At 65.7% G+C, this 14,911-nt stretch carries 11 protein-coding genes; 7 read left to right on the forward strand and 4 right to left on the reverse strand.

What is annotated here, in order from left to right; all coding sequences use genetic code 11:
- Positions 1–59 precede the first annotated feature (59 nt).
- The 6 genes from CAG33_RS20870 (at position 60) to CAG33_RS20895 (ending at position 5,036) form a co-directional block, all read left to right on the forward strand.
- The gene (locus CAG33_RS20870; protein WP_085585501.1) at positions 60–542 is read left to right on the forward strand and encodes a hypothetical protein; all 483 of its coding nucleotides are present in this window, start codon (positions 60–62) and stop codon (positions 540–542) included.
- A complete protein-coding gene (locus CAG33_RS20875; protein ID WP_085640400.1) occupies positions 539–1,735 on the forward strand; it encodes a beta-ketoacyl-[acyl-carrier-protein] synthase family protein in 1,197 nt (398 codons plus the stop codon). Before CAG33_RS20870 ends, CAG33_RS20875 begins: the two co-directional genes overlap by 4 nt.
- Positions 1,732–2,211 (forward strand): hotdog family protein, encoded by a 480-nt coding sequence (locus tag CAG33_RS20880; protein ID WP_085585394.1) that lies wholly within the window; start codon positions 1,732–1,734, stop codon positions 2,209–2,211. Before CAG33_RS20875 ends, CAG33_RS20880 begins: the two co-directional genes overlap by 4 nt.
- Positions 2,204–2,932, forward strand: a complete 729-nt coding sequence (gene fabG, locus CAG33_RS20885; protein WP_085640402.1) for a 3-oxoacyl-ACP reductase FabG — start codon at positions 2,204–2,206, stop codon at positions 2,930–2,932. The genes CAG33_RS20880 and fabG overlap by 8 nt, the downstream gene beginning before the upstream one ends.
- Entirely contained in the window at positions 2,932–4,158 is a 1,227-nt protein-coding gene (locus tag CAG33_RS20890; protein ID WP_085585397.1) for a beta-ketoacyl-ACP synthase, read from the forward strand. The genes fabG and CAG33_RS20890 overlap by 1 nt, the downstream gene beginning before the upstream one ends.
- Positions 4,159–4,598: 440 nt before the next feature.
- Complete coding sequence (locus tag CAG33_RS20895; protein WP_085640404.1) at positions 4,599–5,036, forward strand: excinuclease; 438 nt, start codon at positions 4,599–4,601, stop codon at positions 5,034–5,036.
- A 75-nt stretch (positions 5,037–5,111) separates the two neighbouring features.
- Here CAG33_RS20895 and CAG33_RS20900 read toward each other — a convergent pair whose 3' ends face one another.
- On the reverse strand, positions 5,112–6,017 hold the full coding sequence (locus tag CAG33_RS20900) for a LysR family transcriptional regulator (RefSeq protein ID WP_085585403.1): 906 nt from the start codon (positions 6,015–6,017) through the stop codon (positions 5,112–5,114).
- Between the two features lie 178 nt (positions 6,018–6,195).
- Between CAG33_RS20900 and CAG33_RS20905 the strand changes: the two genes are divergently transcribed.
- A complete protein-coding gene (locus tag CAG33_RS20905) occupies positions 6,196–7,410 on the forward strand; it encodes an MFS transporter (protein WP_371857676.1) in 1,215 nt (404 codons plus the stop codon).
- A gap of 126 nt (positions 7,411–7,536) precedes the next feature.
- On the opposite strand, the gene hemE is transcribed toward CAG33_RS20905, so the two are convergent.
- The 3 genes from hemE to gltB form a co-directional block, all read right to left on the reverse strand.
- The gene (gene hemE / locus CAG33_RS20910) at positions 7,537–8,604 is read right to left on the reverse strand and encodes a uroporphyrinogen decarboxylase (protein WP_085585407.1); all 1,068 of its coding nucleotides are present in this window, start codon (positions 8,602–8,604) and stop codon (positions 7,537–7,539) included.
- 240 nt (positions 8,605–8,844) lie between these two features.
- Positions 8,845–10,263 carry an FAD-dependent oxidoreductase gene (locus tag CAG33_RS20915; RefSeq protein WP_085585409.1) on the reverse strand — a complete coding sequence of 473 codons (1,419 nt, stop codon included), beginning with the start codon at positions 10,261–10,263 and terminating at the stop codon, positions 8,845–8,847.
- Between the two features lie 31 nt (positions 10,264–10,294).
- Positions 10,295–14,740 (reverse strand): glutamate synthase large subunit, encoded by a 4,446-nt coding sequence (gltB, locus tag CAG33_RS20920; protein WP_085640408.1) that lies wholly within the window; start codon positions 14,738–14,740, stop codon positions 10,295–10,297.
- Positions 14,741–14,911 lie beyond the last annotated feature (171 nt).

A 14,911-nucleotide genomic window follows, 5' to 3' on the forward strand; every position in this document is an offset into this window, starting at 1 on the left:
CCCGCGAAGGCCGTGTGCCGGCCGCCCCCGTTGCCGGGCTTTGGCGCGCCGTGTCCGCGCTGCTGCGCCTGTTCGCGCTCGCGGGCCTGGCCTTGCTGGGCGCCTGCGCCAGCCAGGCGCCGCTGCCGGCGGCCGACCCGACGCTGCCTTTGCCGCTGCAACTGCACATCGAGCGGCAACTGGCCGGCCAGCGCCAGGACTGGCTGCTGGTGATCCAGCGCGAAGGCGGCGGGATCCGCTGGTCGATGATGGATCCCTTGGGCATTCCCCAGGCCCGCCAGCGGCTGGTCGACGGACGCTGGCAGGCCGACGGCCTGCTGCCGCCCAACCCGGAAGCCCGGGAACTGTTCGCCGCGCTGCTGTTCGCCCTGACCCCGTCCGCCGAACTGACGCACAATTACCCCGCCGCGCAACAGGGCGGCGGGCATCGTTCCCTGCCGGCGCGCTGGGACATCCGTTACGCACAACCGTTGAGCTTCGAATTGAATCTGCCCCAAGGCCCGCACTACCGCGTGTCCCCGCTCGGTGAACCGACGCCATGACCACCTACCTCAATGCCCTCGGAGTGGTCTGCGCCCTGGGCCGCGACAAGCCTGAAGTCGCCCGCAACCTGTTCGCCGGCGACTGCTCGGGCATGCGCCGCGAGGCCGGCTGGGTGCCGGAACGCGAGCTGCCGGTGGCGGGCGTCCACGGCGACCTGCCCCCCGTTCCGCCGGCGCTGACGGCGCACGGCAGCCGCAACAACCGGCTGCTGCTCGAAGCCGCCCTGCAGATCCGCGACGACATCGAACAGGCGATCCGCACCTACGGCCCCGACCGCGTCGGCGTGGTGCTCGGCACCAGCACCTCGGGCATCGACGAAGCCAGCCAGGGCCTGGCCCGCTACCTCCGCGAGCAGCGCTTCCCGGCCGACTACGACTACCGGCAACAGGAACTGGGCGCTCCGGCGGACTTCCTGGTCGACTGGCTGCAACTGAGCGGCCCGGCCTATGTGATTTCCACCGCCTGCACCTCCAGCGCCCGCGCGCTGATGAGCGCCCGCCGCCTGCTCGATCTGGGCGTGTGCGACGCGGTGCTGTGCGGCGGCGTCGACAGTCTGTGCAAGCTGACCCTCAACGGCTTCACGGCGCTGGAAGCGGTATCGGACGAACGCTGCAATCCGTTCTCGGCCAACCGCGACGGCATCAACATCGGCGAGGCGGCGGTGCTGTTCGTGATGAGCCGCGAACGCGGCGCAGGTCCTGCGATCGCGTTGCTGGGCGATGGCGCCAGTTCCGATGCGCATCACATCTCCGCACCGGAGCCCTCCGGCCGCGGCGCGCTGCAAGCGATGCAGAAGGCCTTGGCCCGCGCCGGCCTGCAAGCCTCGCAGATCGGCTACCTGAACCTGCACGGCACGGCGACCCAGCACAACGACGCCATGGAAAGCCTGGCCGTCGCCGGCCTGTTTCCGGACGGCGTGCCGTGCTCCTCGACCAAGCCGATGACCGGCCACACCCTCGGCGCCGCCGGGGCCCTGGAGGCCGCGTTCTGCTGGCTGAGCCTGGCGGCCGAGAACCGCGAAGGGCGCCTGCCGCCGCACATCTGGGACGGTCAGGCGGATCCGGCGTTGCCGGCCCTGCGCTGGGTGACCGCGCACGACCGCCTGTCGTCCATTGCACCCCGCTACCTGATGAGCAACTCGTTTGCCTTCGGCGGCAACAACGTCAGCCTGATTATCGGAGACGCACCATGAACGACTGGCCGCTCGCCGAACTGCTGCCCCACGCCGGCGACATGATCCTGATCGACCGGATCCTAGGCTTCGACGACGAGCAGATCCGCACCTGCCTCACGGTCCGCCCCGACGGCCTGTTCAGCCTGCCCGACGGCAGCCTGCCGGCATGGGTCGGCCTCGAACTGATGGCGCAGAGCGTCGCCGCCTTCGCCGGCTGCCACGCCCGGCAAAAGGGCAACCCGGTGGAGCTGGGCTTCCTGCTCGGCACCCGCCGCTTCGAGTGCAATGTCGAGGCGTTCCCGGCCGGCAGCGAGCTGACCGTCCACGGCATCCGCTCGCTGGAGGACGACAACGGCATGGGCGTGTTCGAATGCCACATCGATGCCCCCGGCATCCACGCCAGCGCCCGGCTCAACGTGTTCCGCCCGCCGCGGCCGGCCGCTTACCTCGATCAAACAACCTCTGGACAGAAAAGGGAGTCGAACGATGACTGAATCCGTACTGGTCACCGGCTCCAGCCGTGGCATCGGCCGCGCCATCGCCTTGCGCCTGGCCCGCGCAGGCCATGACATCGTCTTGCATTGCCGCAGCGGCATGGCCGAGGCGCAGGCCGTGAAGGCCGAGATCGAAGCGATGGGCCGCAACGCCCGGATCCTGCAGTTCGACGTGGCCGACCGCGAGGCCTGCAAGGCCGTGCTGGAAGCCGACGTCGAAGCCCACGGCGCCTGCTACGGCGTGGTGCTCAACGCCGGCCTGACCCGTGACGGCGCCTTTCCGGCCCTGGGCGAGGACGACTGGGACGTGGTGCTGCGCACCAACCTCGACGGTTTCTACAATGTCCTGCACCCGCTGACGATGCCGATGATCCGCCGCCGCGCCGCCGGTCGGATCGTCTGCATCACCTCGGTGTCGGGGCTGATCGGCAACCGCGGCCAGGTCAACTACAGCGCCTCCAAGGCCGGCGTGATCGGCGCGGCAAAGGCGTTGGCGATCGAGCTGGCCAAGCGCAAAATCACAGTGAACTGCGTCGCGCCGGGCCTGATCGACACGGCGATGCTCGACGAGAACGTGCCGGTGGAGGAACTTATGAAAATGATCCCGGCGCAACGCATGGGCACCCCGGAAGAGGTGGCCGGCGCGGTGAATTTCCTGATGTCGGCGGAAGCGTCGTACATCACCCGCCAGGTGCTGGCGGTCAACGGAGGCCTGTGCTGATGAAACGCGTCGTCGTCACCGGCATGGCCGGCATCACCTCGCTTGGCAGCGACTGGGATACCATCGCCGGCAACTTCGCCGCCAACCGCAGCGGCATCCGCCGGATGGACGAATGGGACCGGTTCAGCGAACTCAACACGCGCCTGGCCGGCCCCATCGATGACTTTTCCGTGCCCGCGCACTGGACGCGCAAGCAACTGCGCAGCATGGGCCGGGTTTCGCGCCTCGCCGTCGGCGCCGCCGAACAGGCGCTGGCCGACGCCGGGCTGCTCGGCGACGACTCGATCCGGGACGGCCGCATGGGCGTGGCCTGCGGTTCGTCCACCGGCAGCACCGACGAGATCAAGGCGTTCGGCAACATGCTGCTCAACTCGGTGGCCGAAGGCCTGAACGCCAACTCCTACGTGCGGATGATGCCGCACACCACGGCGGCCAACATCAGCATCTTCTTCGGCCTCACCGGGCGCCTGATCCCGACGTCCAGCGCCTGCACCAGCGGCAGCCAAGGCATCGGCTACGCCTACGAGGCGATCAAGTTCGGCCGTCTGCCGATGATGCTCGCCGGCGGCGCCGAAGAGCTGTGCCCGACCGAAGCCATGGTGTTCGACGCCCTGTACGCCACCAGCCTGAAGAACGACGCCCCGCACACCTCCCCGCGCCCCTACGACAAGGGCCGCGACGGCCTGGTGATCGGCGAAGGCGCCGGAATGCTGGTGCTGGAGGAGCTGGAGCACGCCCTGGCCCGCGGCGCGCGGATCCACGCCGAGATCGTCGGCTTCGGCAGCAACGCCGACGGCCAGCACACCACCCGTCCCGAGCTGGTCACCATGCGCCGGGCCATGGAACTGGCGCTGGAGGACGCCGGCCTTGCGCCGGACGCCATCGGCTACGTGAACGGCCACGGCACCGCCACCGAACAGGGCGACATCGCCGAGACCCTGGCCACCAGCGGCCTGTTCGGTGAACGCATGCCGATCAGCTCGCAGAAGAGCTTCCTGGGCCACACCCTGGGGGCCTGCGGGGCGCTGGAGTCGTGGTTCAGCATCGAAATGCTCAACCGCGACCTGTACGTGCACACGCTCAACCTCGACGAGATCGATCCGCTGTGCGGCAAGCTCGACTACCTGCGCGGCGAATTCCGGCAGATGAGCCATGACTACGTGATGAACAACAACTTCGCCTTCGGTGGCGTCAACACGTCGTTGATCTTCCGGCGTTGGCGCTGAAAGGCGATCTGATGAAGGTGCAGTGGCGCCGGAAATGACAAAGGGCGCCTTGCGGCGCCCTTTCACAGGCAGGTCGGCGTGTCATGGCCCATCACCTGCCTGGCTCTGCGATAGCTGCTTGCACAGGATCCTCAGAGTCTCACAAGCCCCTTGCGGGAACATCGACAGTATTGGCCGACAAGCGATATCGGGCAACGGCTGGCATTTGGCCCCTAACCATCAGAAGACGGCCATGAGACTCGTTTTAATGAAGGGCTGATTCTGGGCAAGACCGAAGACTTTCCCAACGACAGTTCCGTTACGCGAGATGTATAGCGGCAACCTCAATACCGAATCCCTTCGCCAGCACCATCTACACTCGCTCAAGCAGGCCTGCGCAAACGCCTGTCGGAACGGCGGGCCTTTCACTCGCGGTTCTCTTTCGCGTCAAGGAGTAGACCATGCCAGTGAAAGCCCTGATCGCCGCCGCTGTCCTCGCCCTGCTGCCGGTGGCCAGCCACGCCACCAACCTGATGTACATGCCGTTCGAGACCGTGCTGTCGGACGCGATCCGCGCCGGGCGGCTGGACGGCAGCGTGAAGTTCTACCTGACCGGCAACACGCCGCCGGGGGTTCAGCAGATGCTGCGCCGGGACGTGGTCAGCGATCTGGAAACCAACGGGTTCAACAAGAGCGATCACGACTCGTGCGAATGGGTGCTGCAATCGAACCTGATCGCGTTGCAGGCCGAGGCCAAGCGCGTCGGTGCGAATGCGGTGACCAACATCGTGAGTGTCTACGACGGGCACGTGCGCAAGGATCTGAACACCTACGAATGCCGGGCCGGGGTGTTCGTGACGCGGGTGGCGCTCAAGGGGGATCTGGTCAGAGTGCCTTGAGCGTCCTGGCCCCTCCCACAATAGCCGACGCAATCCCTGCGGGAGCGAGCCTGTTCGCGATCGACGGCGCAGCCCTCACGCCGTCAAGGGCTCGACCTTGCGCGTCAGCAGCTCCACGAACGCCTTGGCCATCGGCGATTTCTGATCCTTGCGCTGCACCAGCCACACCGCCGACACCGCCGCCGGGTCGAGCAGCGGGCGGTAGACCACGCCGTCGATGCGCATCCGCTGGAAGGACGCCGGCAGCACCGACACGCCCAGCCCTGCCGCCACCAGGCCGATGATGGTCATCGCCTCGCCGGCCTCCTGGGCGAAATGCGGGCTGAAACCGGCGTCGCGGGCCAGGCTCAGCAGTTGTGCATACAGGCCGCTGCCGTAGCTGCGCGGGAAAAACACGAACGGCTCCAAGGCCAACGCCGACAGGAACAGGCCGTCTTCGCTGCCCGACGCCAACGGATGCTTGGCGCTGAGCACCGCCACCAGCGGCTCCCGGGTCAGTTCCACCACGCTCAGCGAATCCGGCAGCCCCGCCAGCGGGCGCATGATGCCGACCTCGATCGACTCGTCCAGCAGCGCATCGGCCACCATCGTGCTGCTCATCTCCCGCAGCTTCAGGTGCACTGCCGCAAAACGCTGGCGGAAAGCGAAGATCGCCTGGGGAATGGTCGAGTTGAACGGCGCCGACGAAGTGAAACCGATCTTCAGTTCACCCAGTTCCCCCAACTGCGCACGCCGTGCGACGTCCGCCGCCTTGTCGACCTGGGCCAGCGCCAGCCGCGCCTCTTCCAGGAACAGCCGTCCGGCCTCGCTGAGCTCGACCCGACGGTTGGTGCGCTCGAACAGGCGCGCACCGATTTCCTGCTCCAGCGCCTGGATCTGCTGGCTCAACGGAGGCTGGGAAATGCCCAGCGACTGGGCGGCGCGGCCGAAATGCAGCTCTTCGGCCACGGCGATGAAGTAGCGCAGGTGACGTAATTCCATGGCGTTCCCAATAGGTCGTCAAAGCTATCAAACAGGTCGAACAATATATTGGATAGAAACATTAGCCAGCTATATGATTTTTTCACTGCCCGCCTGCCTGTGCCCTCCGAGGTCTGAAGTGAAAACCGCCGTCGCACCCCTCGCCCATGAAATCCCTCCCGTCGCGAAAGACGACGTGATGGCCGAACTGCAAGAGATCTACATCGAAAAAGGCACGCCGGCGTTCATGCGCACGGTGCTGGCGCTGTTCTGCGGCGGCTTCGCGACGTTCGCCCTGCTGTACTGCGTGCAGCCGATGATGCCGCTGCTGTCCAAGGAGTTTTCGGTCAATGCCGCGCAAAGCAGCCTGATCCTGTCGGTCGCGACCGCGCTGCTGGCCGTGGGCCTGTTGATCACCGGTCCCGTATCCGACCGCATCGGCCGCAAGCCGGTGATGGTGGCCGCCCTGTTCGCCGCGGCGCTGTGCACGGTCGGCAGCGCCCTGATGCCGGGCTGGCACGGCGTGCTGTTCATGCGTGCATTGGTCGGGCTGTCGCTGAGCGGCCTGGCGGCGGTGGCCATGACGTACCTGAGCGAAGAGATCCATCCGCAGCACCTGGGCCTGGCCATGGGCCTGTACATCGGCGGCAACGCGATCGGCGGCATGTGCGGGCGCCTGATCGTCGGCGTGCTGATCGATTTCGTCAGCTGGCACACGGCAATGCTGGTGCTCGGCGCCTTGGCGCTGATCGCGGCAGCGGTGTTCTGGCGGATCCTCCCCGAGTCGCGCAACTTCCGCCCGCGTTCGCTGCACCCGCGCAGCCTGCTCGACGGTTTCCTGATGCACTTTCGCGACGCCGGCCTGCCGCTGCTGTTCCTGGAAGCCTTCGTGCTGATGGGCGCGTTCGTCACCCTGTTCAACTACATCGGCTACCGCTTGCTGGCCGAGCCGTATCACCTGGATCAGGCGTTCGTCGGCCTGCTGTCGGTGGTGTACCTGTCGGGCATCTACAGCTCGGCGAAGATCGGCGCTTTGGCCGACCGGCTGGGCCGGCGCAAAGTGCTGTGGGCCACCATCGTGCTGATGTCCGCCGGCCTCGCCTTGACGATGGCCACACCGCTGGCGCTGGTGATCACCGGCATGTTGATCTTCACCTTCGGCTTCTTCGGCGCGCACTCGGTGGCCAGCAGTTGGATCGGCCGCCGCGCGACCAAGGCCAAGGGCCAGGCCTCGTCGCTGTACCTGTTCAGCTACTACGCGGGGTCAAGCATCGCCGGCACGGCGGGCGGGGTGTTCTGGCACGTGGGCGGGTGGAACGGCATCGGCCTGTTCATCGGCGCGCTGTTGCTGGTGGCGCTGCTGGTGGCGTTGAAGCTGGCCAAACTGCAACCCCTCGGCGGCGTGAAGGCCTGACAGACCGCCAAAAAACAACGGTGGGAGCGAGCCTTCCCGCGATAGCGGTGAATCCGTCAGAACTTGCGTGTCTGACGCTCCGCCATCGCGAGCTGGTTCGCTCCCACCATTCGTATCGGGTGTCGGTTACTCGTGATACTGCGCCGACAACTCATGCACCGCCCGCAGGAAGGCGCCGGCGTGTTCCGGATCGACCTCGGGGGTGATGCCGTGGCCGAGGTTGAACACATGGCCGCTGCCCTTGCCGTAGCTGGCGAGGATGCGTCCGACTTCGGTGCGGATCGCTTCCGGCTTGGCGTAGAGCACGGTCGGGTCCATGTTGCCTTGCAGCGCGACCTTGTCGCCGACACGGGCGCGGGCGTTGCCCAGGTCGCACGTCCAGTCCAGGCCCAGCGCGTCGGCGCCGGCCTCGGCGATGCTCTCCAGCCACAGGCCGCCGTTCTTGGTGAACAGGATCACCGGCACCTTGCGGCCTTCGTGCTCGCGGATCAGGCCGCTGACGATTTTCTTCATGTAGGCCAGGGAGAATTCCTGGTAAGCCGCCGCCGACAGGTTGCCGCCCCAAGTGTCGAAGATCTGCACCGCCTGCGCGCCGGCCTTGATCTGGCCGTTGAGGTAGGAAGTCACCGACTGCGCCAGCTTGTCGAGCAGCAGGTGCATGGCCTGCGGGTTGTCGTAGAGCATGGCCTTGGTCTTGCGGAAGTCTTTCGACGAGCCGCCTTCGACCATGTAGGTCGCCAGGGTCCACGGGCTGCCGGAGAAACCGATCAGCGGCACGCGGCCGTTCAGTTCGCGGCGGATGGTGCTGACCGCGTCCATCACGTAGCCCAGGTCCTTCTGCGGATCGGGGATCGGCAGGGCTTCGATGTCGGCCAGGGTGCTGACGACTTTCTTGAAGCGCGGGCCTTCGCCGGTCTCGAAGTACAGGCCCTGGCCCATGGCGTCGGGAATGGTGAGGATGTCGGAGAACAGGATCGCCGCGTCCAGCTGCGGATAGCGGTCGAGGGGTTGCAGGGTGACTTCGCAAGCGAACGCCGGGTTCATGCACAGGCTCATGAAGTCACCGGCCTGGGCACGGCTGGCGCGGTATTCAGGCAGGTAGCGGCCGGCCTGGCGCATCATCCACACCGGGGTGACGTCAACGGGTTGCTTGAGCAGGGCGCGGAGGAAACGGTCGTTCTTCAGGGCAGTCATGTCGGCATCCGGAAAAAAAGTGCGGGCATTTTCTCAGAGCGCGACGCAAAAGGCACGGATGCAGGTCAGCCTTTTGTCTATCGGGTCAATTTGTCGCAATGAATGCGCAGGTTTCGGCAACACCGAGAAACAACTGTAGGAGCGAGCCTGCTCGCGATGGCGGCGGATCAGCCACTGTGCAGTGACTGAAATACCTTCATCGCGAGCAGGCTCGCTCCTACAGGGCTTTGTGCCGCCCGGTCAGACACCCAGGTAGTCGAGGATCCCTTCCGCCGCATTGCGGCCTTCGAAGATCGCCGTCACCACCAGGTCAGAACCGCGCACCATGTCGCCGCCGGCGAAGATCTTCGGGTTGCTGGTCTGGTGCTTGTACTGGCCCTTCTCCGGAGCCACGACGCGGCCCTGGCTGTCGGTCTGGATGCTGAACTGCTCGAACCACGGCGCCGGGCTCGGGCGGAAACCGAAAGCGATGACCACGGCGTCGGCCGGGATGATCTCTTCGGAGCCCGGGATCGGCTCAGGGCTGCGGCGGCCGCGGGCGTCCGGTTCACCGAGACGGGTCTCGACCACCTTCACGCCTTCGACCTTGTCTTCGCCGACGATGGCGATCGGCTGGCGGTTGTAGAGGAACTTCACGCCTTCTTCCTTGGCGTTCTTCACCTCTTTGCGCGAGCCGGGCATGTTCGCTTCGTCACGGCGGTAGGCGCAGGTCACCGATTTGGCGCCCTGGCGGATGGAGGTGCGGTTGCAGTCCATCGCCGTGTCGCCGCCGCCGAGCACCACGACCTTCTTGCCTTTCATGTCGACGAAGTCTTCCGGCGACTTCTCGAAGCCCAGGTTGCGGTTGACGTTGGCGATCAGGAAATCCAGCGCGTCATAGACGCCCGGCAGATCCTCGCCGGCGAAGCCGCCCTTCATGTAGGTGTAGGTGCCCATGCCCATGAACACCGCATCGTATTCGGCGAGCAGTTGCTCCATGGTCACGTCCTTGCCCACCTCAGTGTTGAGGCGGAACTCGATGCCCATGCCGGTGAAGACTTCGCGCCGGTTGCTCAGCACGGTCTTCTCCAGCTTGAACTCGGGGATGCCGAAGGTCAGCAGACCGCCGATTTCCGGGTTCTTGTCGAACACCACCGGGGTCACGCCGCCGCGCACCAGCACGTCGGCACAACCCAGGCCCGCCGGGCCCGCGCCGATGATCGCGACGCGCTTGCCGGTCGGCTTGACCCTGGACATGTCCGGACGCCAGCCCATGGCGAACGCGGTGTCGGTGATGTACTTCTCGACCGAACCGATGGTCACCGCGCCGAAGCCGTCGTTGAGGGTGCAGGCACCCTCGCACAGACGGTCCTGCGGGCACACCCGGCCGCAGACTTCCGGCAGGGTGTTGGTCTGGTGCGAGAGTTCTGCGGCCTGGAGGATGTTGCCCTCGGCCACCAGCTTCAACCAGTTGGGAATGAAGTTGTGCACCGGGCACTTCCATTCGCAGTACGGGTTGCCGCAACCCAGGCAGCGGTGGGCCTGGTCGGCCGACTGCTGGGGTTTGAACGGTTCGTAGATCTCGACGAACTCTTTCTTGCGCTGACGCAACAGTTTCTTCTTCGGATCCTTGCGCCCGACATCGATGAACTGGAAGTCGTTATTCAGACGTTCAGCCATTGTTAAAACCTCATCAAACTCTTCAGGCGCATCACTGCGGGTTGGCACGGGTGCTGGAAAGCAACGATTTCAGGTTGGCGGCCTTCGGCTTGACCAACCAGAAACGGCGCAGGTAATCGTCGAGGTTCTCGGCGAGCTCACGACCCCACTCGCTGTCGGTTTCCGCGACGTACTCGTTCAGCACGTTCTGCAGGTGGCTGCGATAGGCCTCCATCGCCTCGCCGCTGATCCGCTGGATCTCCACCAGTTCGTGGTTGACCCGGTCAACGAAGGTGTTGTCCTGGTCGAGCACGTAGGCGAATCCGCCGGTCATGCCGGAGCCGAAGTTGTAGCCGGTCTTGCCCAGGACGCAGACGAAGCCGCCGGTCATGTATTCGCAGCAGTGATCGCCGGTGCCTTCCACGACCGTGTGGGCGCCGGAGTTGCGCACGGCGAAACGCTCGCCCGCGGTGCCGGCGGCGAACAGCTTGCCGCCGGTGGCGCCGTACAGGCAGGTGTTGCCGATGATGGCGCTGTTCTGAGTCTGATAGGCGCTGCCCTTGGGCGGCACGATGGTCAGCTTGCCGCCGGTCATGCCTTTGCCGACGTAGTCGTTGGCGTCGCCTTCCAGGTGCATGTTCAGGCCGCCGGCGTTCCACACGCCGAAGCTCTGGCCCGCCGTGCCCTTGAAGCGGAAGGTGACCGGCGCCTTGGCCATCCCTTGGTTGCCGTGCTTGCGCGCGATTTCGCCGGAGACCCGCGCACCAATCGAACGGTCGCAGTTGCAGATGTCCAGGCTGAATTCGGCGCCGCTGAGGTCGTTGATCGCCGCGGTCGCCATCTCGACCATTTTCTCGGCCAGCAGGCCCTGGTCGAACGGCGGGTTGCGTTCCACGCCGCAGAACTGAGGCTTGTCCGCCGGCACGTGGTCGCTGCCCAGCAGCGGCGTCAGGTCCAGGTGGTGCTGCTTCTCGGTCTGGCCTTCGAGCACTTCCAGCAGGTCGGTGCGGCCGATCAGCTCTTCGAGCGAGCGCACGCCGAGCTTGGCCAGCCACTCGCGGGTCTCTTCGGCGACGTAGGTGAAGAAGTTCACCACCATGTCGACGGTGCCGATGTAGTGATCCTTGCGCAGCTTCTCGTTCTGGGTCGCCACGCCGGTGGCGCAGTTGTTCAGGTGGCAGATGCGCAGGTACTTGCAGCCCAGGGCGATCATCGGCGCGGTGCCGAAGCCGAAGCTTTCGGCGCCGAGGATCGCGGCCTTGATCACGTCGAGGCCGGTCTTCAGGCCGCCGTCGGTCTGCACCCGCACCTTGCCGCGCAGGTCGTTGCCGCGCAGGGTCTGGTGGGTTTCGGCCAGGCCGAGCTCCCACGGCGCGCCGGCGTACTTGATCGAGGTCAGCGGGGAAGCGCCGGTGCCGCCGTCGTAGCCGGAGATGGTGATCAGGTCGGCATAGGCCTTGGCCACGCCGGCGGCGATGGTGCCGACGCCCGCTTCAGCCACCAGCTTCACCGAGACCAGCGCCTGGGGGTTGACCTGCTTCAGGTCGAAGATCAGTTGCGACAGGTCTTCGATCGAATAGATGTCGTGGTGCGGCGGCGGCGAAATCAGGGTCACGCCCGGCACCGCATAGCGCAGCTTGGCGATCAGGCCGTTGACCTTGCCGCCCGGCAGTTGACCGCCCTCGCCCGGCTTGGCGCCCTGGGCGACCTTGATCTGCAGCACTTCGGCGTTGACCAGGTACTCGGGAGTCACGCCGAAACGGCCGGTCGCGACCTGCTTGATCTTCGAGCTCTTGAGGGTGCCGTAACGCGCCGGATCCTCACCGCCTTCGCCGGAGTTGGAACGCGCGCCGAGGCGGTTCATGGCTTCGGCCAGGGCCTCGTGGGCCTCGGGCGACAGGGCGCCGAGGGAGATGCCGGCGGAGTCGAAGCGCTTGAGCACCGATTCCAGCGGCTCGATCTCACTGAGGTCCAGCGGCTTGTCGAGGGTCTTGACCTTGAGCAGGTCGCGGATCATCGACACCGGACGGTTGTCCACCAGCGCGGTGTATTCCTTGAACTTGGCGTAGTCGCCCTGCTGCACGGCGGCCTGCAGGGTGTTGACCACGTCCGGGTTGTACGCGTGGTATTCGCCGCCGTGGACGAACTTCAGCAGGCCGCCCTGCTGGATCGGCTTGCGCGGGCTCCAGGCTTCGGTCGCCAAGGCCTTCTGCTCGGCTTCGATGTCGACGAAACGCGCGCCCTTGATGCGGCTCGGCACGCCGCGGAAGCTCAGGTTGCACACTTCCTCCGACAGGCCGATGGCTTCGAACAGCTGGGCGCCGCGGTACGAGGCGATGGTCGAGATGCCCATCTTCGACAGGATCTTGAGCAGGCCCTTGGTGATGCCTTTGCGGTAGTTCTTGAACACCTCGTAGAGGTCGCCCAGCACTTCGCCGGTGCGGATCAGGTCGCCCAGCACCTCATAGGCCAGGAACGGGTAGACCGCCGACGCGCCGAAGCCGATCAGCACCGCGAAGTGATGCGGGTCGCGGGCGGTGGCGGTCTCGACGAGGATGTTGGAATCGCAGCGCAGGCCCTTTTCGGTCAGGCGGTGGTGCACCGCGCCGGTGGCCAGCGAAGCGTGGATCGGCAGTTTGCCCGGCGCGATGTGGCGGTCGCTCAGGACAATCTGGGTACGGCCGGCGCGCACGGCTTCTTCGGCCTGGTCGGCGACATTGCGGATCGCCGCTTCGAGGCCGACGCTTTCGTCGTAGTTCAGGTCGATGATGTGCCGCTCGAACCCCGGACGGTCGAGGTTCATCAGCGAACGCCACTTGGCCGGCGAAATGACCGGCGAGCTGAGGATCACGCGGGAGGCGTGCTCCGGCGATTCCTGGAAGATGTTGCGCTCGGCGCCGAGGCAGATCTCCAGCGACATCACGATCGCTTCGCGCAGCGGGTCGATCGGCGGGTTGGTCACCTGGGCGAACTGCTGACGGAAATAGTCGTACGGCGTGCGCACGCGCTGGGACAGCACGGCCATCGGCGTGTCGTCGCCCATCGAGCCGACGGCTTCGTAGCCTTGCTCGCCGAGCGGACGCAGCACCTGGTCGCGCTCCTCGAACGTGACCTGGTACATCTTCATGTACTGCTTGAGCTGGTCGACGTCGTAGAAGGCCGAACCGTGGTCGTTGTCTTCCATGGTCGCCTGGATGCGCAGGGCGTTCTTGCGCAGCCATTGCTTGTACGGATGGCGGGACTTGAGACGGTTGTCGATGGCGTCGGTGTCGAGGATCTGCCCGGTTTCGGTGTCCACGGCGAAGATCTGGCCAGGGCCGACGCGGCCCTTGGCGAGCACGTCCTCAGGCTGGTAGTTCCAGACGCCGATTTCCGACGCCAGGGTGATGAAACCGTTCTTGGTGGTGACCCAGCGCGCCGGGCGCAGGCCGTTGCGGTCGAGCAGGCACACGGCGTAGCGGCCGTCGGTCATCACCACGCCGGCCGGGCCGTCCCACGGCTCCATGTGCATCGAGTTGTACTCGTAGAACGCACGCAGGTCCGGATCCATGGTCTCGACGTTCTGCCAGGCCGGCGGAATGATCATCCGCACGCCGCGGAACAGGTCGATGCCGCCGGTGACCATCAGTTCGAGCATGTTGTCCATGCTCGAGGAGTCGGAACCGACGCGGTTGACCAGCGGGCCGAGCTCTTCCAGGTCCATCAAATCGTTGGTGAACTTGGTGCGGCGGGCCTGGGCCCAGTTGCGGTTGCCGGTGATGGTGTTGATCTCGCCGTTGTGGGCGAGGAAGCGGAACGGCTGGGCCAGCGGCCACTTCGGCAGGGTGTTGGTGGAAAAGCGCTGGTGGAACACGCAGATCGCGGTCTGCAGGCGCTGGTCACCCAGGTCCGGATAGAACGCGGCCAGGTCGGCCGGCATCATCAGGCCTTTATAGATGATGGTCTTGTGGGAAAAGCTGCAGATGTAGTGGTCGGTGTCGGCGGCGTTGGCCACGGACGAGCGACGGCGGGCGCTGAACAGCTTGACCGCCATGTCCTGGTCGCTCAGGCCTTCGCCGCCGATGAACACCTGCTCGATCTGCGGCAGGCGCTCCAGGGCCAGGCGGCCGAGGACGCTGGTGTCGATCGGCACCTTGCGCCAGCCGATCAGCTGCAGGCCTTCGGCGAGGATCTCGCGGTTCATGTTTTCGCGAGCGGCTTCGGCCTTGGCCGGATCCTGATTGAAGAAGACCATGCCCACGGCGTATTGCTTGGGCAGTTCGACGCTGAAGGCTTCCTGGGCGATGGCGCGCAGGAACGCATCAGGCTTTTGAATCAGCAGACCGCAACCGTCACCGGTCTTGCCGTCCGCGTTGATCCCACCGCGGTGGGTCATGCAGGTCAGGGCCTCAATGGCCGTTTGCAAAAGGGTATGACTGGGCTCGCCCTGCATGTGGGCTATCAGGCCGAAGCCGCAGTTATCCTTGAATTCATCTGGTTGGTACAGACCTGCTTTCATAGACACTTTCTCACCAGGCTGCCTCTTTTCGAGGCAAATTTCTTTTCAATTCAACCACTTGCGTCTCGCGCCGAACGTACGCCGGCTTTGCGGGGGCAAAAGGGTGGTCATTGTACACAGCGACACAGAGGCTCACAAATTTGACGACGAAATGTCGCAAATTCATGTCGC

It is taken from the genome of Pseudomonas sp. B3(2017) (genome assembly GCF_002113595.1).
GTDB lineage: Bacteria > Pseudomonadota > Gammaproteobacteria > Pseudomonadales > Pseudomonadaceae > Aquipseudomonas > Aquipseudomonas ekonensis.